The 24,382-nt window shown below is 68.6% G+C and carries 21 protein-coding genes; 11 read left to right on the top strand and 10 right to left on the bottom strand.

All coding sequences use genetic code 11. The annotated features are described in order from the left end of the window. Window positions 1–27: 27 nt before the first annotated feature. The 4 genes from IE307_RS10630 to IE307_RS10615 form a co-directional block, all read right to left on the bottom strand. Window positions 28–564 (bottom strand): DUF3455 domain-containing protein, encoded by a 537-nt coding sequence (locus tag IE307_RS10630; protein WP_229904600.1) that lies wholly within the window; start codon window positions 562–564, stop codon window positions 28–30. A gap of 116 nt (window positions 565–680) precedes the next feature. Next, window positions 681–2,783 carry a PhoX family protein gene (locus IE307_RS10625; protein ID WP_191297739.1) on the bottom strand — a complete coding sequence of 701 codons (2,103 nt, stop codon included), beginning with the start codon at window positions 2,781–2,783 and terminating at the stop codon, window positions 681–683. 131 nt (window positions 2,784–2,914) lie between these two features. Continuing rightward, window positions 2,915–4,945 (bottom strand): PhoX family protein, encoded by a 2,031-nt coding sequence (locus IE307_RS10620; RefSeq protein WP_191297738.1) that lies wholly within the window; start codon window positions 4,943–4,945, stop codon window positions 2,915–2,917. Between the two features lie 64 nt (window positions 4,946–5,009). After that, window positions 5,010–6,176, bottom strand: coding sequence for an MFS transporter (locus tag IE307_RS10615; RefSeq protein ID WP_191297737.1), 1,167 nt, complete (start codon window positions 6,174–6,176; stop codon window positions 5,010–5,012). 67 nt (window positions 6,177–6,243) lie between these two features. Here IE307_RS10615 and IE307_RS10610 point away from each other — a divergent pair, with 67 nt between their 5' ends. Beyond that, window positions 6,244–6,870 (top strand): HAD family hydrolase, encoded by a 627-nt coding sequence (locus tag IE307_RS10610; RefSeq protein ID WP_191297736.1) that lies wholly within the window; start codon window positions 6,244–6,246, stop codon window positions 6,868–6,870. On the opposite strand, the gene IE307_RS10605 is transcribed toward IE307_RS10610, so the two are convergent. Continuing rightward, entirely contained in the window at window positions 6,819–7,400 is a 582-nt protein-coding gene (locus IE307_RS10605) for a hypothetical protein (RefSeq protein WP_191297735.1), read from the bottom strand. The two genes, IE307_RS10610 and IE307_RS10605, sit on opposite strands and share 52 nt — an antisense overlap. A 101-nt stretch (window positions 7,401–7,501) precedes the next feature. Between IE307_RS10605 and IE307_RS10600 the strand changes: the two genes are divergently transcribed. Genes IE307_RS10600 through IE307_RS10590 form a run of 3 tightly spaced genes read left to right on the top strand, consistent with a single transcriptional unit; the run spans window position 7,502 to window position 9,838 of the window. After that, the gene (locus IE307_RS10600; RefSeq protein WP_191297734.1) at window positions 7,502–8,395 is read left to right on the top strand and encodes a DNA-processing protein DprA; all 894 of its coding nucleotides are present in this window, start codon (window positions 7,502–7,504) and stop codon (window positions 8,393–8,395) included. A 1-nt stretch (window position 8,396) separates the two neighbouring features. After that, window positions 8,397–9,086, top strand: coding sequence for a ComF family protein (locus IE307_RS10595; protein WP_191297733.1), 690 nt, complete (start codon window positions 8,397–8,399; stop codon window positions 9,084–9,086). A gap of 17 nt (window positions 9,087–9,103) precedes the next feature. Beyond that, window positions 9,104–9,838, top strand: coding sequence for an SDR family NAD(P)-dependent oxidoreductase (locus IE307_RS10590; protein WP_191297732.1), 735 nt, complete (start codon window positions 9,104–9,106; stop codon window positions 9,836–9,838). A gap of 50 nt (window positions 9,839–9,888) precedes the next feature. Here the strand turns inward: IE307_RS10590 and IE307_RS10585 are convergent, their stop codons facing one another. Together IE307_RS10585 and IE307_RS10580 are read right to left on the bottom strand one after the other, a co-directional pair. Further along, window positions 9,889–10,974 (bottom strand): inositol-3-phosphate synthase, encoded by a 1,086-nt coding sequence (locus IE307_RS10585; protein WP_191298335.1) that lies wholly within the window; start codon window positions 10,972–10,974, stop codon window positions 9,889–9,891. Window positions 10,975–11,003: 29 nt separating this feature from the next. Further along, window positions 11,004–11,543, bottom strand: coding sequence for a PadR family transcriptional regulator (locus IE307_RS10580; protein ID WP_191297731.1), 540 nt, complete (start codon window positions 11,541–11,543; stop codon window positions 11,004–11,006). Between the two features lie 164 nt (window positions 11,544–11,707). Between IE307_RS10580 and IE307_RS10575 the strand changes: the two genes are divergently transcribed. From IE307_RS10575 to IE307_RS10550, 6 genes are all read left to right on the top strand, one after another. After that, window positions 11,708–12,106, top strand: coding sequence for a DUF5318 domain-containing protein (locus IE307_RS10575; RefSeq protein WP_191297730.1), 399 nt, complete (start codon window positions 11,708–11,710; stop codon window positions 12,104–12,106). An 80-nt stretch (window positions 12,107–12,186) separates the two neighbouring features. Further along, window positions 12,187–14,976, top strand: coding sequence for a transglycosylase domain-containing protein (locus IE307_RS10570; protein WP_191297729.1), 2,790 nt, complete (start codon window positions 12,187–12,189; stop codon window positions 14,974–14,976). A gap of 221 nt (window positions 14,977–15,197) precedes the next feature. After that, a complete protein-coding gene (locus IE307_RS10565; RefSeq protein ID WP_191297728.1) occupies window positions 15,198–17,528 on the top strand; it encodes a glycoside hydrolase domain-containing protein in 2,331 nt (776 codons plus the stop codon). 19 nt (window positions 17,529–17,547) lie between these two features. Continuing rightward, window positions 17,548–17,829 (top strand): hypothetical protein, encoded by a 282-nt coding sequence (locus IE307_RS10560; protein ID WP_191297727.1) that lies wholly within the window; start codon window positions 17,548–17,550, stop codon window positions 17,827–17,829. Then, a complete protein-coding gene (locus tag IE307_RS10555; RefSeq protein WP_191297726.1) occupies window positions 17,826–18,461 on the top strand; it encodes a M15 family metallopeptidase in 636 nt (211 codons plus the stop codon). The genes IE307_RS10560 and IE307_RS10555 overlap by 4 nt, the downstream gene beginning before the upstream one ends. Window positions 18,462–18,550: 89 nt before the next feature. Continuing rightward, a complete protein-coding gene (locus IE307_RS10550) occupies window positions 18,551–20,164 on the top strand; it encodes a glycosyltransferase family 87 protein (RefSeq protein ID WP_191297725.1) in 1,614 nt (537 codons plus the stop codon). Here the strand turns inward: IE307_RS10550 and IE307_RS10545 are convergent. From IE307_RS10545 to IE307_RS10535, 3 genes are read right to left on the bottom strand one after another with little or no spacing between them, the layout of a single operon-like run. After that, a complete protein-coding gene (locus IE307_RS10545) occupies window positions 20,076–21,083 on the bottom strand; it encodes a GDSL-type esterase/lipase family protein (RefSeq protein ID WP_191297724.1) in 1,008 nt (335 codons plus the stop codon). The two genes, IE307_RS10550 and IE307_RS10545, sit on opposite strands and share 89 nt — an antisense overlap. A gap of 19 nt (window positions 21,084–21,102) precedes the next feature. Next, window positions 21,103–22,479 (bottom strand): glycosyltransferase family 87 protein, encoded by a 1,377-nt coding sequence (locus tag IE307_RS10540; protein WP_229904599.1) that lies wholly within the window; start codon window positions 22,477–22,479, stop codon window positions 21,103–21,105. Window positions 22,480–22,502: 23 nt separating this feature from the next. Continuing rightward, entirely contained in the window at window positions 22,503–23,273 is a 771-nt protein-coding gene (locus tag IE307_RS10535; RefSeq protein WP_191297722.1) for a deoxyribonuclease IV, read from the bottom strand. A gap of 131 nt (window positions 23,274–23,404) precedes the next feature. On the opposite strand from IE307_RS10535, the gene IE307_RS10530 reads away from it, so the two are divergent. Continuing rightward, entirely contained in the window at window positions 23,405–24,340 is a 936-nt protein-coding gene (locus IE307_RS10530; RefSeq protein WP_191297721.1) for a hypothetical protein, read from the top strand. Window positions 24,341–24,382 lie beyond the last annotated feature (42 nt).

Genomic DNA, 24,382 nt, shown 5'->3' with positions numbered 1-24,382 from the left:
CGAAATGCGGACCGGTTCAGTACCGTCTCACTTGGCCGCGTAGAAGGTGTAGAGGGCCTTGTACGCAACGGAGGTCTGCGCACCGGCCTTGCAGCCGCCGGCCGGGGCGACGCCGCCCTCGGTCGCGAGGCGCTGCACGTAGGTGACCTTGCCGAACAGGCCGTCGCCCCGCGCGGTCTTGGTCTTGAGCAGGAGTTCGGGAACGGCGCCCTTGACGTCGTTCTTGGCGCCGTCGACCGGGGTCGCCTCGACCGCGCTGCCGTCGACGGTGGAGATCCAGACGGGACCGCGGGAGTGGATGATGATCGGCTTGCCGCTCTTGTCGACGAGCGTCGCGGTGGGCTCTAGACCCTTCCACGCGTTGCCCGTGCAGGAGTACGTCTGAACGCCCGTGGCCTGGTATTCGCCGACCAGCTCCTGGCCTGCCGGTACCTGGACCGCCGCCGCGACGGGAACGTCCTGCGCCTGAGCGACGGGAGTGGGGGAAGCGGTGCCGGCGGTGGGGGTGCCACACGCAGCAAGACCCAGAAGAGCAGCAGCACCAACGAGAAGACGAACATTCACGACTCACTCCAAAGTGGACGACCAAAGTGGACTTCGGCTGTCCGCGGTGCAGCCACCCATCACACGGACGGGTGGCCGCACCGGTTCACGGCTTCAGAGTGAGCCGGACCACATGATCAGTCGCAGATCCTGCGGCGGTCCTTGCGCCACACCACCGCGACGGACGGACGCGGCTGCGAGGTGCCACCGTCCGGCCAGTGCGACAGCGGGTTGTTCGCCGAGGCGCCGTCGATCTCACCGGGGTGCTGCACGGACACCAGCACGAAGTCGTCGGTGATGACGGGACCGCAGGTCTCCGCACCCTTCGGCACGGTGAGGAACTGCTTGACCTGGCCGCGGCGCTTGCCGGCGACGGGCACCGCGAACAGGCCGTCGTTGGACGCCAGGGCGTTGCCGTCCGTGGAGATCCACAGGTTGCCGCGCGAGTCGAACGCGACGTTGTCCGGGCAGGAGATCGCGCTGACCTGCGACTTGTCGAAACCGCCGAAGTACGTGCCGGGGTCCTTCGGGTCGCCGCACACCAGCAGCAGCTTCCACGAGAACGCCAGCGCCGTGTTGTCGCTGCGGCGCTCCTCGATCTCCAGGACGTGGCCGTGCTTGTTGCCGTTGCGCGGGTTGATCTCGGTCGGGCCTTCCTTGCCCGCCTTGCCGCGGTCGGTGTTGTTGGTCAGCGCCGCGTAGATCCGGCGGTTGTGCAGCGAGGGCTCGACGTCCTCCGGGCGGTCCATCTTCGTGGCGCCCACCTTGTCGGCGGCCAGGCGCGTGAAGACGTAGACCTCCTCGGCGGTGAAGCCGGGCACGAACGACTTGTCGTTGTGCGCCAGGGCGATCCACTCGCCGGAGCCGTCGAACTCGCCGTCCTTGGGCAGCGTGCCGTCGCCGACGATCTCGGCGGCCGGGCTGTCACCGGTGAACTTGGCGACGTAGAGCGTGCCCTTGTCCAGCAGCTTCTTGTTGTGCTCGCGGGCGCGCTTCGAGTCGCCCTTCTGCATCTTCTCGTCCGTGACGAACTTGTACATGTAGTCGAAGCGCTCGTCGTCGCCCATGTACGCGACCACGCGGCCGTCCTTGGCGACGATGACGTTCGCGCCCTCGTGCTTGAAGCGGCCGAGCGCGGTGTGCTTGACCGGCGTCGACTTCGGGTCGAGCGGGTCGATCTCGACGATCCAGCCGAACCTGTTGGCCTCGTTGGGTTCCTGGGCCAGGTCGAAGCGCTTGTCGAAGCGCTCCCACTGGCGCAGCGACGCGCCGCCGCTGATGCCGTAGCGGGCGAACTTGGCCTTGGTGTCCGGGTCGGTGACGTTGCCACCGTTGGCGAAGTACTGGTTGAAGTTCTCCTCGCCGGACAGGATCGTGCCCCACGGCGTGACGCCACCGGCGCAGTTGTTCTGCGTGCCGAGCACCCGCGTGCCGGTCGGGTCGGCGGACGTCTTGAGGAACTTCGAGCCGGCGGCCGGGCCCTTCACCTCGAACGGCGTGGTGAGCGTGATCCGGCGGTTGTACTTCTTCATGTCGTTCTTGGAGACGACCAGCTTGCCGCTGCGGCGGTCGCGGTCGACCTTGACGACCGACAGGCCGTGCGCGGCCCACGCGATCTTCGCGTGCTTCTCGGTGATCTTGTCCGCCGCCCAGTCCTTGAACATGAACGACTCGGTCGTGTACTCGTGGTTGCTCACCATGAGCCAGCTGTCGTGGTGGCCCGGCAGCGGGACGAGGCCGCAGAAGTCGTTGTTGAAGCCGAACTGCTTGGCCTGCGCCTCGGGCGTCTGGTTGTCGAAGTCGAACTTCGGCGCGTCGGGCAGCACCGCGTCGCCCCAGCGGATGACGACGTCCTGCTGGTAGCCCTGGGGCACGCTGATCTGGTCGAGGGTGTTGGGCGCCACCGGCTCGAAGTTCAGACCGTCGTTGCCGGGACCGCCGTGGCCGCCACGACCGAGGACCTCGGCGTCGGGCTGGTCGGGAGCAGCAGTGGCCGCACCGGAGAACGCGAGCGCACCGGCGCCGGCGGCCGCGACGACCGCACCGGCCTTGAGCATGCCGCGGCGGCTCACGACCTCCTGGACGACGTCGCCGAAGTACGCGTTGGCGGACGAGTTGGGCGCCTCGTGCGCGCAGGCGTTGCCGCAGCGGAACTCGCAGGTGACGGCCTGTCGCCCGAGCGGGTGGCCGGCCGTGAGGAGGGGCAGCAGACGACGGCCCCGATCGGTGGGTGAGGACACGCAGGCCTCCGAGATCGGTGTCAGTGTGGGAACTGGCCGAACCTAAGAGCCCAACGAGATCGCCTGCCGTCCAGCAGGTGAACGGCAGGCGAACTCGTACTACACCCGAACGATCACAGCACGCTGCGTGATCAGCCGATCTCACCCAGCTGCCGGTGGCCCTTGCGCCACACCGCCACGACGGACGGGCGCGGCCTGCTGGTGCCGCGGTCCGGCCAGTTCGAGACGGGCTTGTCGGCGCTCGCGCCGTCCACCTCGCCGGGGTGCTGCACGCAGACCGTGATCACCCGCTCGCCGATGATCGGGCCGCACGTCTCACCGCCGCGCGGCACCGTGAGGAACAGCTTGAGGTGACCGCGTTCCGGGCCTTCCAGCGGAACTCCGTAGAGGCCGTCGTTGAGCCCGTCGAGCTTGCCGTCGGCGTCCGTGGAGATCCACAGGTTGCCGTACCGGTCGAACGCCACGTTGTCCGGACTGGAGATCGGGCTGACCTGCGACTTGTCGTACCCGCCGAAGTAGGTGTTCGGGTCCCCGGGGAAGCCGCAGACGAGGAACAGGCCCCAGTCGAACGTCAGCGCGAGCGCGTCGCTGCGGCGTTCGGTGATCTCCAGGACCTGGCCGTGCCGGTTGTTGACCCGCGGGTTCGGCTCGGTCGCGCCTTCCTTGCCCGCGGTGACGCCGCGTTCGACGTTGTTGCTCAGCGCGCAGTAGACCGTGCCGGTGCGCGGGTGGCACTGGATGTCCTCGGGGCGGTCCATCTTCGTCGCGCCGACCTTGTCCGCCGCGATGCGCGTGAAGACGTACACCTCCTCGGCGGTCATGCCGGGCACGAACGACCGGTTGCCCGCCGCCAGCGGGATCCACTCGCCGCTGCCGTCGAACTTGCCGTCGCTGGGCAGCTTTCCGGTGCCGTCGATCTCGGACACGGGGCTGTCGCCGGTGAACCGGCCCACGTACAGGGTGCCGTCGTCGAGCAGCGTCATGTTGTGGCGGCGTGCGGCCTTGCTGTTGCCGCGCTTCATCTTGCCGTTGGAGATGAACTTGTAGATGTACTCGAACCGCTCGTCGTCACCGGAGTACGCGACGATGCGGCCGTCGTCGGCGACGCGGATGTTCGCGGTCTCGTGCTTGAAGCGGCCGAGGTGCGTGTGCTTGACCGGCGTGGAGTCCGGGTCGTGCGGGTCGAGCTCGATGACCCAGCCGAACCTGTTGACCTCGTTGGGTTCCTGGGCCAGGTCCCAGCGCTTGTCGAAGCGCTCCCACTTGCGCGTGGTCGCCGTTCCCGTGACGCCGTAGCGCGTGAGCCTGGGGTCGTTGCGGCCGGCGGCGTTGGCGAAGTACTGGTTGAAGTTCTCCTCGCCGGACAGGATCGTGCCCCACGGCGTGACGCCGCCCGCGCAGTTGTTGATCGTGCCGAAGACCTTCCTGCCGGTGGGGTCGACCGAGGTCTTGAGCAGGTCGCTGCCCGCCGCCGGACCGCGCACCTCGAACGGCGTGTTCAGCGTGATGCGGCGGTTGTACTTGCTGAACCGCGGCCGGTAGTGGCCGGAGAACAACGAGCGCTTGATCATGAACACCGACAGGCCGTGCGCGGCCCAGCCGATCTTCACCTGCTCCTCGGTGGGGTTGTTCGCGTCGTAGCCGCGGAACATGAACGGCTCGCTGGTGTACTCGTGGTTCGTGACCATGATCCCGCTGAGCTCCAGCGGGTCCAGCGGCAGGATGGCGGCGAAGTCGCAGTTGAAGCCGAACTGCTTCTCCTGCTTCGCGGCGGTCTGGTTGTCGAAGTCGAACTCGGGCACGCCGGGGAAGAGCGGGTCGCCCCAGCGGATCACGATCCCCTGCTCGTACCCCTCGGGGACGACGACCTCGTCCTTGGTGTTGACCTGCACGGGCTTGAAGTCGAGTCCCTTGGGTGGGCGGCCCTGGGACTGCTGCTGCTGCTGGGGTTCGGCGGCCGCTGCCACGGCGGGCGTGGCGATGGTGGCCGCGGCCGCGACGACCGCACCGGCCTTGAGCGCGGTCCGACGGCTGACGAGGTCACCGAAGTAGGGGTTGCCGGAGGTGTTCGGGACGTCGTGGAAGCACGCGTCCCCGCAGCGGTACTCGCAAGTCACCGCCGCTCTGCCGACGCGGTGGTTGACGAGTGGCAGAGGGATCATGGTGGTGGCCTCCTACGGTCGGTGCGGGAACCGCCACCGACCGTAGGCTTCTGTTCATGCTTTGTTAACCCACAAGTTGTTCACCCGCGAGGACAGCTTCGGACGGAACGTCCCTTGTGTCCGTCCGGTTGAACGCCAGCAGCACGGCGGCGACCAGGCAGAGCACCGCGGCGACGACGAACGGCTGCGCCAGGTGGCTGACGAACGTCGCGGCCAGGGCACCACCGAGCCAGCGCAGGAAGTTGTACCCGGCACTGGCGACCGGCCGCGGCGCGTCGCTGACGCTCATCGCGGTCCCGGTGAAAAGGGTGTTCAACAGGCCACTCACCAGGCCACTGACGATGACGGCGACCACCAGCAACGGCTTGCTCGGCACCGCCATGAGTGCCATGAGCACGGCGAACGCCAGCACCGATCCGATGATCGCGCTCTTCTCACCGACGCGGTCCGCGAGCCGGGGCGCGAGGAAGACGCTCGACACGGCGACGCACACGCCCCAGCCGAAGAAGATCAGTCCGATCTCGACGGCACCCCACCGCAGGACGAACGGCGACCACGCGAGAACTGTGAAGAACGCGGCCGTGTAGAGCGCCGCTCCGATCGAGGTGCGCAGCAGCACCGGGTTCCTGAGGGCCTTGAGCGGGTCGAGCAGGCTGATCCTCGGACGTTCCTCGTGCGAGTCCTTGGCCAGGAACGTTGCACAAAGGATCAGGGCGGCCGCCATGAGGATCGCGGTCCCGAGGAACGGCCCGCGCCACGAGATGCTGCCGAGCAGCGCACCGAGCAGCGGCCCCACGCTCAGACCGAGGCCGAGCGCGGCCTCGTAGAGCAGGATCGCGGCCTTCTGCCCGCCACTGGCCGCCCCGACGATGACGCTGAGCGCGGTGGCGATGAAGAACGCGTTGCCGAGCCCCCACACGGCCCGCAACCCCACGAGCTGGCCGATGCTCCCGGCCGCCGAGCACGCCAGCGTGGCGGCGACGATCAGCGCGAGCCCGCCGACGAGCGTGCGCTTGGCCCCGAACCGCGCCGTCGCCGCGCCCGTGAAGAGCATCGCCACGACCTGGACGCCCAGGTACGAGGAGAAGAGGAGGGTGACCTGCGACGGTGTCGCGTGCAGACCCTCCGCGATGGACAACAGGATCGGGTCCACGAGCCCGATCCCCATGAAGGCGATGACCGCGGCGAACGCCGTGATCCACACCTGCTTGGGCTGAGCTTTGAAATTCACTTCGCCATCCTAACTGATTTTAATTAGCATGGCGAAGTAGCTTGGGCCACAGGGTACGGTTACCTGCGTGGATGCGGTGATCTTCGACCTCGACGGCGTGCTGATCGACTCCGAGCAGGTGTGGGACGAGGTGCGCCAGTCGTTCGCGGCCGCCCACGGCGGGGTGTGGACCGCCACCGCGACCCGCGACATGCAGGGGATGTCGACGCCGGAGTGGGGCGCGCACCTGGTGTCGCTGGGCGTTCGGCTGACTCCCGCCGAGGCGTCCGCCGGGGTGATCGCCGAGATGGAGAAGGCGTACGCCGAGCACCTTCCGGTGATCCCGGGGGCCGTCGACGCGGTCCGGGCCGTTTCGGAGCGGTTCTCGGTGGCGATCGCGTCTTCGGCGCCGGCCGTGCTGATCAGGGTGTTCCTCGACGTGACCGGGTTGCCGGTGCCGGTGGCCGTGTCGTCGGAGTCCTGTGCCGCCGGGAAGCCGTCGCCGGACGTCTACCTCGCGGCGGCTTCACAACTCGGCGTCGAGGCCGCTTCTTGTTACGCCGTCGAGGATTCGACGAACGGGCTGAAGGCGGCTCTGGCCGCCGGGATGACCGTGCTGGCCGTGCCGAACCCGCACTTCCCGCCGGCCGGGGACGTGCTGGCTCAGGTGCGGGTGCTGGGTTCGATCGGGGAGCTGCCGGACGCGCTGGCGTAGCTGGTCGCGGCCATGCCGATCGCGATGCAGGCGCAGGCGAGGACGCCCTTCGGCCAGTAGATGTGGCTGCTCAGGAACAGGTAGCTGCCCGGGAGCAGGAACGCGGCTCCCGGGATCGCCTTGAGGCGGTTGTCGATCAGTGCGCACACCGCGATCGCGACGCTGGCGGCGAAGAAGCACCACGCGCCGACGGTTCCGAGCTGGTTGCCGATCTTGAAGATGGGCGCGTCGGAGGGGGAACGGCCGCCGTTGGCGATGGCCAGCGCGCCGCCACCGATGCCGGCCAGCGCGTCGAGGGCGCCGTAGAAGACGACGTAGCCGAAGGTGGCCGCGCGGCCGAGGTAGCGGACGGGCTTCGGGCTGTCGGTGAGCAGGACCCATTGGGCGGCGCCGAGGAGCGGGAAGATCACCGCCAGGATGATGTGCATGTTCTGCCACCACTGGGCGGTCGACGCGTCCAGGTGGTGCGGGTGGGTCAGGCCGATGCCGGCGAGGACCAGGCCGGGGAGGGCGACGAGCAGCGTGCGCACCGGGCCGAAGTTAGCGGTGATCACCGCTTCCGCGGTTAGACTCGCCCACTTTCAGGCGATTCGACCCAGCGAGTCGAACCTGTGTTCGATAGGATGTGGCAGTGGTGAACCGGCGTGAACAGGCAGCGCTCCTGCTCGCACTTCGCGACAGCGAACGCGGCTGGGCCGACGTCACGAGCGCCGTGGAGGACGCCGGCTCCGCCCTGTCCGTGCTGGAGGCGCTGCTCACTCCCGACCAGCCGACGCTGGACCACCTCGCTCCTGACGTAGCGGGCCGCCTGGAACTGGTCGTGGAGGAGATCGAGTCCTGGGCGGGCGAGGGCATTCACCTCGTCACCGTGCTGGACGAGGAGTACCCGGTCCAGCTGCTCATGGTGCACCAGCGCCCGCCTTTCCTGACCTGCAAGGGCTTTCTCGCCCCCGCGGACCAGTTCGGCGTCGCGGTCGTCGGCAGCAGGCACGCGAGCGCGCGAGGGCTCCACATCACGCGCGAGATCGCGACGACACTGACCAAGCACGACATCACGGTCTACAGCGGACTCGCGGCGGGCGTCGACACGGCCGCGCACCGAGCCGTCGTGGACGCCGGAGGCCGAACGGTCTCCGTGGTGGGCACGGGCCTGCGGCGCTGCTACCCGGCGGAGAACGCGGATCTCCAGCAGGAGATCGCCAGGAGCGGTGCGGTGCTGTCCCAGTTCTGGCCGGACGCCGGTCCCGCCAAGCACCACTTCCCGATGCGCAACGCCGTCATGAGCGGCTGCAGCGTCGCGACTGTCGTCGTGGAGGCCGGGGAGCACAGCGGCACTCGCATCCAGGCGCGTCTCGCCTTGGAGCACGGCCGGCACGTCTTCCTGCTGCCCGAGGTCGTGTTCGGCACGACGTGGGGCCGGGAGTTGTCCGAGCGGCCGAACACGACGGTCCTCGAAGGTCCCGACCACCTGATGCGCGTGCTCGACGAGCTGCGTGCCGGAGTGCCGGACCTGATCGACCTCTGACGTGAGTCCTCTCAACCGCATCTCCGAGAGCTACCTCAACGTCCTCGTTCCGCCGCCGGCGCGCGAGGCGGGCGTGTGCGTGGTGTGTCGCAGGCCCGCGGAAGGCTTCGCCCGGTGCTGGCAGTGCAATCAGCACATCCGGGCGCACGGCGCCGAACTGGTGGACGAGGTCGTGCCGATCTCCATGGCGGTGGAAGGCGGTCAGCTCGTCCACGTGCTGGGGAACTACAAGAACAGCGGCAACTCGGCAGTGCGAAAGCAGTTCACCAACGAGCTCGCCGCCGTCCTCGCGACCTTCCTCGCCGGACACCAGCGCTGCTTGGCCGAGTTCGACCTCGTGACCGTCGTTCCGAGCACGAGGCGACGAGCACACGGCCATCCGCTCGTCGACGTTCTCGGACGACGCCTCGCCATCACCCGCGCTCACTTCGCCGAAGTGCTCGGCACCTCCGCCGGCAACACCCGGTTGTTGCGGCCGGACGAGTACGCGGTCCGCACCGATGTCCGGGGCAGGAGGATCCTGCTGGTCGACGACCAGTGGACGTCTGGAGCCAGTCTCCAGTCGTCCGCCATCGCCCTCAAGCGCGCCGGAGCAGCTCGCGTCACCGGCCTCGTGATCGGACGGCGGGTCGATGCCGGATCACCCGGTGCGTTCAGCTGGGACGTCTGCGTTGTCTGCCGACCGGGCTGATGCCTAGCGTGGCCCGCATGACGCAACGAGTTGCTGTGGTCACCGGTACCGCGCAGGGCATGGGTCTGCGGATCGCCGACGTGCTGCGCGAGGACGGGTACGCCGTCGTCGGCTTCGACCTGCAGGAGAGCAAGGACGGGATCGTCGGCAACGTGGCGAGCGCTGCGGACGTGCAGCGGCTGACGGACAACGTCACGAGCACTTATGGCCGGGTGGACGTGTTGGTCAACAACGCGGGGATCGCGGGCATCGTGCCGTTCGAGGACACCACTCTCGAGCAGTGGGAACGGATCATGGCGGTGAATCTGACCGGGCCGTTCCTGCTCACGCAGGCGCTGGGCAAGGTCATGCTCGAGCAGCGGAGCGGCAGTGTCGTCAACATCGCGTCCGTCGCCGGGTTGCAGGGGGTGGCGGACCGGGCGGCCTACAACACGACGAAGCACGGGTTGATCGGGTTGACGCGCACGCTCGCCGTCGAGTGGGGCGGGCGGGGGATCCGGGTCAACGCCGTGTGCCCCGGCTGGGTCAAGACGGAGATGGACGTCGAGTCGCAGGCCGGTGGGTACTACGTCGACGACGACATCACCGAGCACGTGCCCGCGGGACGGTTCGCCGCGCCGGACGACATCGCTCAGGCCGTGCGGTTCCTGGCGAGCGACAACTCCAGGTACGTCAACGGGGTCGCGTTGCCCGTTGACGGCGGGTGGACCGCGGACGGCAGCTGGCAGAAGCTGCGGCTCTCGAAGCGGTAGCAGCGAGGAGGCCGCCTTCCCGGCGAACGGGAAGGCGGCTTCTCACGTGATCAGGCTTCGCCGCGGATGAACTTCTCGACGGCCTCGTGCGCCTCGGAGTCCGAGTACTGCACGGGCGGGGACTTCATGAAGTACGACGACGCCGAGAGGATCGGGCCGCCGATGCCCCGGTCGAGGGCGATCTTCGCCGCGCGGACCGCGTCGATGATGATGCCCGCGGAGTTCGGGGAGTCCCAGACCTCGAGCTTGTACTCGAGGTTCAGCGGGACGTCGCCGAACGCGCGGCCCTCGAGGCGCACGTAGGCCCACTTGCGGTCGTCGAGCCACGCCACGTAGTCGGACGGGCCGATGTGGACGTTGCGCTTGCCCATCTCGCGGTCCACCTGGGACGTGACGGCCTGGGTCTTGGAGACCTTCTTGGACTCCAGGCGCTCCAGTTCCTTCATGTTCAGGAAGTCCATGTTGCCGCCCACGTTGAGCTGCATGGTGCGGTCGAGCTGGACACCGCGGTCCTCGAACAGCTTCGCCAGCACGCGGTGCGTGATGGTGGCGCCGACCTGGGACTTGATGTCGTCACCGACGATCGGGACGCCGGCCGCGCGGAACTTCTCCGCCCACTCGGGGTCCGACGCGATGAAGACGGGCAGGGCGTTGACGAACGCCACACCGGCGTCGATCGCGGCCTGGGCGTAGAAGCGGTCCGCGTCCTCGGAACCCACGGGCAGGTACGAGACCAGCACGTCGACCTCGGCCTCGCGCAGCGCGGCGACGACGTCGACCGGCTCGGCGTCGGACTCCTCGATCGTCTCCCGGTAGAACTTCCCGAGACCGTCGTAGGTGTGACCGCGCTGGACGACGACGCCGAGCGGCGGCACGTCCGCGATCTTGATGGTGTTGTTCTCGCTGGCCCCGATGGCCTCCGAGAGGTCGACACCGACCTTCTTCGCGTCCACGTCGAACGCTGCGACGAACTCGACATCGCGCACGTGGTAGTCGCCGAACTGCACGTGCATCAGGCCGGGCACGCGGGTGTTCGGGTCGGCGTCGCGGTAGTAGTGGACGCCCTGCACCAGCGACGCCGCGCAGTTGCCAACCCCGACGATGGCCACTCGAACGGTGCGGCGGTTTTCGCCCATTGCCGAGTCCTCCTTGATCAACATGTGAGTTACTGCTCGTCCTGCTCGGACTTCTCGTGCGCGATGAGCTCGTTGAGCCACCGCACCTCGCGCTCCGTGCTCTCCAGGCCCTGGCTGTGCAGCTCACGGGTGTAGCGGTCGATCTGCTCGCCCGTGCGCGTGAGCCGCTCGCGCAGCCCCTCCCTGCGTTCTTCGACACGCCGCCGGCGGCCTTCCAGGATGCGCATCCTGACGTCGGCCGGCGTGCGCGAGAAGAACGCCAGGTGGACTCCGAACGAGTCGTCGTCCCAGGTCTGCGGCCCCGCGTTGGCCAGGAGGTCAGCGAACCGCTCCTTGCCCTCCGGTGTGAGCTCGTAGACCTTGCGTGCCCGACGTCCCCAAGCAAGAGCCGATTCCTCCGGCCCTTCCTCCACGATCAGGCCCGCCCTCTGGAGTCGCCGCAGTGTTGGGTACAGCGATCCGTAGGAGAACGCGCGAAACGCTCCGAGCAGGTCATGCAAGCGCTTGCGCAGCTCGTAGCCGTGCATGGGCGCCTCGTGCAGCAGGCCGAGCAGCGCGAACTCGATCACGAGTCACCTCCCCGCACCTGCACCGATAGGTGAGGTGATTATATCGGTGCGATACATCGCGTGCCCCTTACAACTGTGGGATGTGGCACACCGTGATACCGCGTCGGGGACTGCTGCCCTGAACGGCCCATCATCGAAAAGCGCCCGGCACGTACTCTGGTGACGTGTTGACCCAACGACAGGTGGTGGACTACTCGCTGCAGCGCCGTGCGCTGCTGGCGGAGGTCTATGCCGGTCGCACGGGCACCATGGAGGTCTGCGACGCGAACCCGTACCTGCTGCGAGCTGCGAAGTTCCACGGAACGGCGACGCAAGTGCCCTGCCCGGTGTGCCGCAAGGAACCGCTGACCCACGTCGCGTGGGTCTACGGTGACGAGCTCAAGCACGCGGCCGGCTCGGCGCGCACGCCTGAAGAACTGGTGAAGATGGCGAACCTCTTCGAAGAGTTCTCCGTGTACCTCGTTGAAGTTTGTCGCACGTGCAGTTGGAACCACCTGGTGCAGTCATACGTCCTGGGGAAGCGTGGGCTGGAAAAGCCACGCAGGAGGACTGCGGCGGAATGACCTACAGGTGACACTGCTCCGAATGAAGTACGACCACCGAACCGTGTGCTGAAGCACGCCGGTCTGGGAGGCCTTTTCACGTGAACGACCAGCATGATGACCGGCAGCGCGGAGGCGAGCCGCAGTGGCCGACCGGGGACGACCCGGACGGCGGCGGCACGAGGCGCGATGTCCCGAATCAGCCGCGACCGGGCACCCCGCCCGGCGGTTTCGCGCGCCCTCCCCAGGGTGGCACGCCGCCCGGTGGTTTCCCACAACAGCAGCCCCCGCGCCGCCCGAACGGACCAGGCGGTCCGCAGGGTGGGCCCGGTGTGCCGCAGGGCGGTCCAGGCCGTCCGCAGGGGCCCGTGAACGGTCCCGGCGGCCCTCAGGGCGGACCGGGTGGTCCCCCGGGCGGCCCCGGCCGTCCTCCGACGCCTCCCGGCGGCATGCCGATCGCCCCGCCCCCCGGCGCACGCCGCCCCGGTGGGCCCGGCGGTCCTGGCGGTCCCCAGGGCGGTCCCGGTGGTCCCGGCCGTCCCGTTCCCCCGCGCAAGCCCGGTGAGGAACGCACCACGCAGATGCCGCCGGTCAACCGGCCGACGCAGCGCGAGCCCGAGCTCATCACCCACCGCGAGCCGGAGGACGAGTTCCTCATGGCCGGTGTCGGCGACGATGACGACGACTACGAGTACGACGACGAGCCGGAGCTCACCGAAGAGGAGGAGCGTCGTCTGCGCAAGAAGAAGATCTGGAAGCGCGTCCGGATCGGCGCGTTCGTCGCGATCGGCCTGATGATCCTGGGCCCCGTGATCGCCGTGGCGGTCGCGTACCCGCTCGTCGACTGGCCCCGGCCGGACAAGATCGCGGCCGGGCAGGACAAGACGATCACGCTGCTCTACTCCGACAGCTCCGAGATGGGCAAGATCACCTCGCCCGGTGAGAACCGCACGCTGCTCACGTACGAGGAGCTCCCGGACACCGTCAAGCAGGCCGTCATGGCCGCCGAGGACGCGAACTTCTACGACAACCCCGGCTTCGACGCGAAGGCGATCGTCCGCGCCGTCTGGATCCAGGCGACCGGCGGCAGCTCGGGTGGTTCCGGCCTGACGCAGCAGTACATCAAGAAGGCCACGAACAACGAGGCCCCGACGCTGACCCGTAAGTTCACGGAGCTCGTCAAGGCCTACAAGATGAGCAACGAGTCGGACCACAACACGATCCTCACCGCGTACATGAACACGGTGTACTTCGGTCGTGGCGCGAACGGCATGAAGGCCGCGTCGCAGGTCTACTACGACAAGCAGATGAAGGACCTCACGCCCTCCGAGGCCGCTTTCATCGCGGGCATGATCCAGATCCCCTCCTGGTCGGAGGACGAGGAGCACGCGAAGAAGCGCTGGGAGTTCGTGATGAAGCAGATGCGCGAGAAGGGGTGGATCAGCCAGGCGGACTACGACGCCCGGCAGTACCCGACGCCGCTGCCGTTCGAGCAGACGCAGCCCGCGAGCCTCGACGGCCCGCTCGCCCGCGTGAGCCAGCAGGTCCAGAACGAGATCGACAGCGAGCTCATCGGTCTGACGATGGAGAAGGCGCAGAAGGAAGGCGTCACCGTCACCACGACGATCGACCCGAAGATGCAGCAGGCCGCGCTCGACGCCGTGAACTCCGTGATGGAGGGCCAGGACCCGGACCTGCGCACGTCGCTCAGCGCGATCGAGCCGCAGTCCGGTGCCGTCAAGGCCTACTACCCGGGCAAGGAAGGCCTCAAGGGCATCGACTACGCCAAGGGCACGATCCAGGAGGCCGGCTCGTCGTTCAAGCCGTTCGACCTGGTGGCGGCGCTGAAGGCGGGCAAGGGGATCGGCGACACCTACGACGCCACCCCGCGCAAGATCGCCGGCGTCGAGGTCCGCAACGCGGGCTCCAGCCAGTGCGGCAAGCAGTGCCCGATCAAGCAGGCCATGAAGGAGTCCCTCAACACCGTGTTCTACGACATGGTGGCGGGTCCGGAGGGCACGGGCACCAAGGCCGTGGCCGACGCGGCGCACGCGGCGGGCATCCCGAAGGTCGTGCGGGTCGGCGGCCAGGAGAAGCAGACGCTGGTCGGCGAGGGCGGCAACGCTCCCACCGCCGGTATCGCCATCGGCGCCGACAGCGCCCAGGTGCGGCCGTTCGACATGGCCTCGGCGTACGCCACGTTCGCGGCCCGCGGCATCTACCGCGAACCGTTCTTCGTCACGAAGATCGTGGGACCGACCGGTGACGTCCTCTACCAGCACGTCGACAAGCCGGTCCCGGCGTTCGACCCGGTGGAGACGAAGAGCCGCGACATCGCCGACAACGTCACCGAGACGTTGAAGGAGATCCCGTCGGGCGCCATCGCGTGCGCCGGCGGCCGTCCGTGTGCCGGCAAGACCGGTACGCACGAGCTCCCCGGCAGCCTCGACCAGAACTCGAAGGCCTGGATGGTCGGCTACACGCCGCAGCTGTCCGCCTCCGTGTGGGTCGGCAAGGACCAGGGCAACGTGGCCATCAAGGACAAGACCGGCAGGGCCGTCTTCGGCTCCGGTCTGCCCGGCCTGATGTGGAAGAAGTTCATGGACGGGGCACTCGCGGGCGCGCAGAAGGAAGCGTTCCCGAAGCCGAACCCGCTGGGCAACTTCAACCCGCCGCGCAAGTCCGACCCGCCGGTGATCCCGTCGAGCAACAACAAGCCGTCGAGCGCCGAGCAGCCGCCGTCGCAGACCTCGGAGCCCGGCAAGCCGTCGCAGACGAAGCCGCAGCCCCCCGGCGGTTGCATCCCGAACATCAACTGCCCGGACCCGTCGGACGACCCCGATCCGTCGACCAGCGGTCGCCCCAGGGGTGGTAGCCCCGGCGAAGGCTGATCCCCTCGGGGGCTCGGTGCACACGAACCGCTCCCCGGAGGTCGGACTGGAATTCCAGTTCTGACTCTCCGGGGAGCGGTTTTTTGCGCCCGAGGAGCAGCGACCGTTCAACTGCGCGCCGGCTTGGCGATCTTCAGCCTCGGCTCGGTTAATCTCGTAGTGCCCGAAGCTGAACGCACAAGTTCATACACCTGGTCCATTTGATTTTCCTTGGGGGGAAAATGGATCCACGCGTACTCGAGGCCCAGCAATGGGTCAATGCCACGTACGGCAGCAGAGGCGGTTACGAGAGATGCCCGGAGAACGGCAAGACCGGGTGGACCACCATGTACTCGCTGACCCGGGCCCTCCAGATCGAGCTCGGCATCGGCACGTTGTCGGACTCGTTCGGGCCGACCACGCTGCGCCTGCTCGGTGAGCGGGGCACCATCCAGCTCGGTTACCCGCACGCCAACATCGTCAAGATCCTCCAGCACGGCCTGTTCTGCAAGGGTTACGACGCGGGCCAGGTGGAGGGCACCTACCACCTCGGTACCAAGTACGCGGTGGGGGAACTCAGGCGCGACATCGGTTTCAGCGCTGAGGGCGGGGTCGATCCGAAGCTGTTCAAGGCGATTCTGACCATGGACGCCTACGTCCTGTTGTCCGGCGGACGTGATTCGGTGCGCAACATCCAGCAATGGCTGAACGGCAAATACATCAGCAGGTCGTCGTTCTTCATCATCCCGTGCGACGGCATTTATTCACGGGACGTCCAAACGGCGTTGCTGAAGGCGATCCAGTACGAGATCGGGGTTCCGGACGAGAACGCCACCGGCACCTTCGGGCCGACCACGAAGGCCGGGCTGCGCAACAACCCCGTCCGGCCCGGGTCCTCCGCGACGTGGGTGCAGTTGTTCAGCGCCGCGTGCGTCTTCAACAGCCCGTTCAAGTACGACATCGACGAGCCGCAGGTCGACACGGTCTTCAAGTCGGCGTGGGACGGCAACCTCACGACCTGGGTCCAGCTCTTCCAGCGGTTCTCGTTGCTGCCGCAGTCCGGCATCGGCGACTTCGCCACCTGGGCGCAGCTCCTGGTGTCGACGGGCGACGCGGACCGTCCGGTCTCGGGGTGCGACACCCGGTTCCACATCGTCGACGGCCGGGCGGGCCGGCTCCACAGCGCCGGGTACCGGATCGTCGGCCGCTACCTCGACGAACCGTCGAACAGCACGATCGACAAGGAGATCCAGCCCGGCGAGCTCCAGGCGATCTTCGACGGCGGCCTGCGCGTCTTCCCGATCTCCCAGTACGACGGAAGCGACCTCGCGAACTTCACCTGGTCCGAGGGGTTCGACCACGCCCTCAAAGCGCACGACAGGGCGGTCGGCTACGGCTTCAACCGCGGGACCGTCCTCTACTTCGCCGTCGACTACGACGCGACAGGCGACGAGATCACGAGCAACATCGTCCCGTACTTCCTGGGCGTCCAGGCCGGTCTCGCGAACCGCGGCAAGCGGTACGTCGCGGGCGTCTACGGCTCCCGCAACGTGTGTCAGCGGGCGAGCGACGAGGCGTTCGCGAGGCACTCGTTCGTCTCCGGCATGTCGGTGGGCTTCTCCGGCAACCTGGGCTTCCCCATGCCGGACAACTGGTCGTTCACCCAGATCAAGGAGTTCCAGTTCAGCTCGGGCGGCGACAGCTTCGGCCTGGACAACACCGTCTTCCGCGGCACCGACGGCGGAGCGGGGCCGGAGAACGTGGGCGGCCGCGACTCGTCGCTCGACGAGGTGCTCGCCTACGTCGACCGGTTGTGGGGCATCGCCGTCGCCTACGGAGGCGACCCGAACCGGAGGGTGCTCGAGTACCTGCGGTTCCCGCGCTACAACGGCCTCATCTCCGGGTGGCAGTCGTTGATCGGCGACGTGGACGAGGCCTGGATCAACCACGCCCGGCAGGCGGGCGCGGGTCAGGTGCCGTCCTACAAGGACCCGTCCCACGGCATCACCATCAACGTCGACCACCTGGGCGCCACGGCGAACGCCGTCTACCTCAAGGGATCCGGCGCCGGCAGCACCGGCAACCGGGGCGACTTCGGCGGCTGGGGCGGTGATCTCAGCACGTTCTACGGCGAGTGGAGGGCGAACGCCGACTCGTTCGCCTCCGGCTACGACTTCTGCACGGCCCGTCTCGCGAAGATCAACGGGCAGTCCAGCTTCCCGCTGGGCGACCTGGTCGAGGACGTCGACGGCCACCTGCTCGGCACCGCCGCGCGCAACGGCGGCCGGTTCGACCAGCTGCTCCGCGCTCATCTCACCGGCAGCGGCCACGTCACCCGGTTCAAGCGCTTCTTCACCGAACGCCACGGCGGCAGCAACGCCGCCGTCGTCGCCGCGGCGCGCCACATGATCGGCCGGCACGACGAGGACACCGGGCTCGACACCCTGCGCTGGGCGGCGATCCAGACCACGGGCGGCTGGCCGACGACGAAGCCGGAGGACCTGCCGGACAACAGGATCACCCCGTTCCTGCGAGGCTATGCCGACACGATCCAGCGCCTGGCAGGTCTGTGACGCGGGGAGCACCACTGTGGTGAGAGGGGCGGTCGCCGCGGTGTTCGCGGCGTTCGTGACGTACGGCTGGGGCTTCTCGAAGATGCTGTCCCCGGACGTCGGCGAAGCGTGCGCCGCGCGCGGGCAGACGTGGGACGCGTGGGAGTACCGCTCGTCGCTGTTCCCGCTCAGCCGCACCTGCAACGCGCGGTTCGACCTCGTGCCGCCGTACGTCAACCCGTCGATCTGCGCACTGCTGGCACTGGCCGTCGTTCTCACGGCCATCGCTGCTCTGAAACGACTTCGCTGGGGGAAGACATGACTGAACACGTACTGGGCAGACGCCGGTTCCTCGGCATCGCGGGAGTCGCCGCCGCGGCCACGACCGTCGGTTTCGCACCGGTCGCGTCCGCCGCGCCCACCGCGTCGGCCAACGGCTGGCCCCTGGGGCACCGGGACGTCGTCAACCACCGGATCGAAGGCTCCGGCGCGACCATCGCCCTGCGGTCCGGTGACGTCGCGACCGTTCTGCTGCACGTCGCGCGCCGGTACAACTACGAGATCGCCACGGTGGAACTCGCGCACGTCAGCCAGGTCGCGGGCGGGGCGCCGTTCGAGACGAACTACGCCTCCGGCACGGCGTTCGCGCTCCGGCCCGACCTGTATCCGCTGGGGGTGAAAGGCAACCTCTTCCCGACTCAGCTCGTCGTGCTCCGCGACGTCCTCGCCGAGTGCGAGGGGGTCGTGCGCTGGGGTGGTGACTTCAAGAAGTCGCCGAAGGAGGGCCACTTCCAGATCGACGTGCGACCGGGCAGCCCGAAGCTGGCGATGGTGGCGCGCAAGATCAACGGCCTGCGGCAGGACAAGGCGGCCGGAGCACCGCCGGAGGCGTTCGCCAAGGCGCGGACCGCAGTGGCCGAGGCGCTCGCACGCCGGCAGATCGCGACGGGCTGACCGGGCGGGCCCGGTGCGAACCGGGTCCGTTCCGCGTTCGGCGAGGATGTTGACCACGGCGAAACGGTCTTGGCCGTAACATCCGCGACGTGCCCAGCAGCCCTGCCGAGCGTCCTGCCGAGACCTCCGAGAAGGACCTCGCCGAGGACACCGCCTCGCTCACCCGCGAAGAGCGGGTCGCACCCACGTGGACGGAGTCGCTCGCGCGCGGCCTGAGCAGACCGTTCGGGGGTCCGCTCGGCGAGCACGCACTGGTCGGCCGGAACTACTTCTGGACGGCCGTGCGGGTGATCCTGATGCTCGCCATCGTCACGTTGCTGCTGGGGTGGGTGCAGAAGTCGCCGTGCATCCAGCAGTACGTGGACGACAAGGGCGTCGTGCAGCTCGACTGGCGGGGCAGCAAGCAGTTCACCGCGCTCTGCTACTCCGACACCGTGCCGCTCTACACCGCGGAACGGCTCGACCAGCGCGGTGCCTTCCCGTACATCACGTCGTGGAAGGACGACGAGGGCAAGCCGACCGAGCACGTCCGGTACATGGAGTACCCGGTGGTCACCGGCTTGTTCATGTGGCTCAACGCGCGTGTGGCGCAGGGGCTCGTGGCGCTCGTGCCCGGCCTGCCGATGACGGTGATCGTGTTCTTCAACGTCACGGCGTTCTGGCTGGCCGTGGCGTGGCTGATCACGGTGTTCTCGGTCGCCCGCATCGCGCGGCGCAGGACGTGGGACGCGGCCATCGTCGCCGTGTCGCCGCTGGTCATCGTGCACGCGTTCACGAACTTCGACACGATCGCGACGGCGTTCGCCACGGCCGGCCTGCTGGCGTGGGCTCGGAAGAAGCCCGTGCTCGCCGGTGTGCTGCTGGGGCTCGGTGGAGCGGCGAAGCTCTACCCGTTGTTCCTCCTCGGGCCGTTGCTGTTGTTGTGCTGGCGGTCCAACAGACTCAAGGTGGGCCTCACCACCACCGCGGCGGCCATAGGCGCGTGGGCGCTCGTCAACGCGCCGATCGCGCTGAACCCGGCCTCGAACACGGGGTGGCGGGAGTTCTTCCGCCTCAACACCGAACGCAACGCGGACCCGGACACGCTCTACAACGTCCTCACGCAGTGGACGGCCTGGCAGGGCTTCGACCCCGGACTGACGCAGGGGCAACCGCCGACGGTGCTGAACACGGTCAGCATGGTGCTGTTCCTCGTCTGCTGCGCCGGCATCGCCTACGTGGCCCTCTCGGCTCCCACGAGGCCCCGGCTCGCGCAGCTCGGGTTCCTGGTCGTGGCGGCGTTCCTGCTGACGAACAAGGTGTGGAGCCCGCAGTACTCGCTGTGGCTGGTGCCGCTGGCCGTGCTCGCCTTGCCGCGCTGGAAGCTGCTGCTGGCGTGGATGACGGTCGACGCGCTGGTGTGGGTGCCGCGCATGTACTTCTACCTCGGCACGGACAACAAGGGCCTGCCGATCGACTGGTTCCTCGGCGCGGTCCTGCTGCGGGACGCGGCCGTGATCACGTTGTGCGTGGTGATCCTGAAGGAGATCTACCGCCCGGAGCGCGACCTCGTGCGGCTGGCGGGCGACGACCCGTTGGCGGGCGTGCTGGCCGACGCGCCGGACCGCCAGCTGGTCACACCCGCACGAGGCGAGCCATTGCACCGAATGCGGTCCCGTTCGGGTGCAGGTGATCACCGGAGTCGAACTCCGGACGCAGTCTGAGCGGATCGGCGGGGTCGCGCACGGCCAGGTCGAAGTCGATGACGCCGGGGAAGGTGGCGCGGATCCACGCGTTCACCTCCTGGCGCTGCCGTTCCCGCTCCTCGGTCCAGGCGAACCAGCCGCGCCACGGCGTGATGGTGCCGACGTGGAACTCCACACCGGCGTTCTCACACCGCAGCTGCACGGTGCGGATGCCCGCGATGACGTTCTCGGCGCTGACGCTGTTCTGGATGTCGTTGATGCCGCCCAGCAACACGACCTTGCGCACCTCTTTGCTGAAGAGGACGTCTCTGCCCACACGGGTGACCATCGGCGCGTTGCCCAGCACCACGCCGTTGCCGTTGATGCCCGCGTTCAGGACCGCGTAGTCGCTCTCGACCAGCGAGGGCCACGTGTTCTCGTAGAACCCCTCGGTGATCGAGTCGCCGAACATCACCACGGCTCCCGGTGCGGTGAAGCCCGCGACCTCGACCGCCGAGACGAGGCAGATCTGCTCGCGCGTCGACGTGATCGTGCGGTGGGCGCGTGCCTGGCACGGTGTGCCGGCGGGGGAGTACGTGCTGATCTCCAGCGTCTTGCCGACGTCGAGCAGCACCGCGTCGCTGCGGACCTCGGCGCGGGCTCTGATCGTGACGGAACGGGACCGGCCGAACGTGAGCTGCCGCGTCTGGCCGCCGGCGGTGACGGTGACCTGCTCCACGCGGACCGGCCTGGTGCCCATCAGGTTCGACAGCCGCACCCGCACCGAGGTGCCGCCCGCCGCGAGGTCGACCGTCGTGCGCACGCTCTGATCGGGCACGGAGCCCGAGAGGGTCGGCACGGCCTGCCACACGGGCAGCCAGCGGATCACCTCCGAGCGCACGGGCACGCCAGAGGCACCGCAGGCCAGCAGCAACGCCAGCACGATGATCACCCTCACGGGTGAAGTCTGCGGCCGGTCAGCGCCTGGCTGCTACGTCCCCGCGGATGAACTTCAGGTCGTCGTGGTCGTCCTCGGTGACGTCCCTGGCCTTGAGGAACACGACGAACAGCGCCACGAGCAACGCGGCCCGGCCCCACACGCCGATCATGACGGCCTGCGCGGAGAAGCTGTCGTAGATGCCGGCGGGCTGACCGAACTCGATCGCCCAGAACCAGCGGAAGATGCCGATGCCCATGGCCAGGTCGACCACGAAGTACGCGAACGCCCACGCCAGCCGCACGCGCAGCAGCACCAGGAACGGCACCAGCCACAGCGTGTACTGCGGCGAGTGGACCTTGTGCAGCAGCATGAAGCCGCACAGCATCGCGCCGGACACCGCGATCCACGGATAGGTGCCCTCGCGGCGGAACCGCATCCAGCCGTAGCCCGCGGCGATCCCGAACGAGATCAGGATCGTGATCGGGGAGATGACGCCGACGAGGGACTGCATCGCGTCGTCGCCGATGAACGGCCGCAGGCCCCAGTACCAGATCGAGTTCGTGGTGATGTCGACCCGGCGCAGCCCCTGGAACTCGAACGACGCCGCCCAGCCGTCGTAGCCCGCGATCGCGAACGGCAGGTTGACCAGCACGACCGTGACGATCGAGGCCAGGCCGACCTTGACCGCGCCGGCGACGTCGACCTTCTTGCCGTTCGGCATCTCCTGGCCGCGCCAGCCACCGGTGGCGACGAAGAGCATCAGCGGCAGCACGAAGGCCGCCGGGTAGACCTTGAACGCGAACCCGAGCCCCAGCAGCACGGAGGCCACCACGGCTCTCTCGACCAGCGGCCGGTTCCAGCGGTGCACCACGAAGACCGCGGCCACCGAGCACAGGACCACGGGCAGGTCCCAGTTGTGGAACGCGTAGAGGACCAGCGGTGGCCCGATCGCCCACAGCAACGCGCGCCAGCGGGCGAGCTTGCCCAGCAACCAGCCCGTGAGCAGGCCGAACGGCGCCATCAGCAGCGACGAGAAGAGCAGGTACTCCGCGTCGTTGTGCGCGAAGATCGCGCCGGCCCAGATGAGCAGGCCCGACAGCACCGGGTACTCGACCGAGCCCCCGATCAGGATGCCCTTGTCGTTGATGTTGCCGTCGACGTACGGGAAGACGTGCCGGTCGATGTCGCGGCCGATCCAGAGGTGCTGGATGTCGGAGTAGCAGACGTCCTGCTTGTTGCGCTCGTCGTAGTCGGGCTGCGAACGGCCCCACTGGTCGAACGCGGGACCGGTGCAGCGGTCCTTGTTGATGAAGCCCAGCAGCAGCGTGAGCCCGCACAGCAGGACGAGCACGACGGCGGCGGGCCTGCCGAAGCGGCTCGCGAAACGCCCGCCGTCGCCTCGCTCGGGCGTCACGCTCACCACCTCGTGCACGGTGTTCACCGGCCGGCGCGGTCGCGCAGGAAGGCGATGTCGTCTGCCTGGCCCTCGTCCGGTGTCTCCACCAGGACGGGGCATCCGGCACTGGCGGCCACGGCCACCAACTGGTCCGCGTCGATGGTGCCAGTCTTGATGTTGTCGTGCCGGTCGCGCGAGGAACCGAACTCGTCACGCGAGCTGTTGAGGTGCACGAGGTCGATCCGGCCGGTGATCGCCTTCACCCGGTCGACGATGCCGACCAGGTCCTCACCGGCGGCGAACGCGTGGCAGGTGTCGAGGCAGAAGCCCGCGCCGAACTCGCCGACCGCGTCCCAGAGCAGCTTCAGGGAGTCGAACGTGCGGGCCATGGCGCCGTCGCCGCCCGCGGTGTTCTCGATCAGGACGGGGACCGCGAAGCCGCCCTCGGCGACCTGGCGCTCGAAGAACTTGCGCCAGTTCGCGAAGCCGTCCGCCGGGTCCTCGCCCTTCGTGACGTGCCCGCCGTGCACGATCAGGCCCTTGGCGCCGACCGCCGCGGCCGCCTCCGCGTGCTGGACCACGTTCTTCCGCGACGGAATCCGGATCTTGTTGTTCAGCGACGCGATGTTGATCAGGTACGGGGCGTGGACGAACACCTCGAGGTCCGAGGCGAGCAGGGCTTCGGTCTGCGGATGGGGTTTGGGCTTCTTCCAGCCCTGGGGATCCGACAGGAAGAACTGGACGACGTCGGCCCCGCGTTCGGCCGCGGCGCCGACCGGGTCGTCGTCGCGTACATGGGCCCCGATGCGCATGGACAGGAGGGTAGTCGGCGTCCATAACGCGATCGCAGCCGCCGCCGATAGGAGTAATTGGAAAAACTGGGGATGGTCTACGTCACCACCAGGACCTACGGTAGCTACTAGAGAGTAGGAAAGGGGTTCGCATGAGGCTGTTGAGCGTCGCCGCCACGGCGCTGCTGGCCCTCGCGTCCGCTTCGGTGGGCGGGGTCGCGCACGCGGCTGATCCCATCGTGGTCGGCAGTTGCGCCACCACCGTGCAGGGCGCGCCGGGCACCCCCGTCTCCCTGAGCCCGGCAGCGGTGACGCAGCCGATCACGGACCTCGTGCGCGCCGTCCCGCTGCTCGGACCGCCGCTCGCCGAGCCGTTCAAGCAGACGTTCTCCCAGCTCAAGCCCATTCCGATCGGTGCGGTGCAGGTCGGGACCACGACCATCACCGGCGGCACGATCGCGAACGCGGTGATGGCCGAGGTCGGCAAGATCCCGCTGCTCGGGCCGATCCTCGGGACGCTCGACAAGACCGTCCGCTCGACGCTGACGAGCGGCTGCGGCGTGACCGTCGTCGCCGTCAACCAGGTCGCGGCGCCCGTCCAGGACACGTCGAAGGACCTCGCCGACGCCTCCCAGCAGGCCGTCGGGGCGATCCCCGGCGCACCGAAACCGCCTGCTCAGCAGCCCCAGCCGGGCACCCCGCCCGGTCAGCCCGGCACCCAGCCGGGCACGCAGCCCGGTGTCCCCGGCGTGGGCGCCGGCGCCCCCAGCAACCGCGACTTCTCGCTCTACCCGATCGGCTCGAACTTCGGCCGCGTGCCGCTGTTCAGCTACGGCTCGCTGCCGTTCGCGATGCCCGGCCTCTACTCGCCGTCGCCCGGTGTGCGCTACGGCTCGCAGGTGCCCCGCGCGTCCAACGGCACCGGCGTCGAGGGCGACTCGGTGCAGGCCGCCGGTCGCGCGACGGCGTTGCCCAGGCTCTCCGGTCCCGGCGGTGTCGGCGCTCCGGTGCTGGTCGCGGTGCTGATGCTGGCCCTGGTCACCGGTGCGCTGGTGCGGACCTGGGTGCTCCGCCGCACCCCTGCGTAGTCACCGGACGCGCTCTGTTAATCTTTGTCAGTTGCTGACGCG

This window comes from Lentzea cavernae (genome assembly GCF_014653695.1).
Lineage (GTDB): Bacteria > Actinomycetota > Actinomycetes > Mycobacteriales > Pseudonocardiaceae > Lentzea > Lentzea cavernae.
The sequence above is the reverse complement of the archived record's forward strand: the minus strand, read 5'-3'. Positions and strand labels throughout refer to the sequence as shown.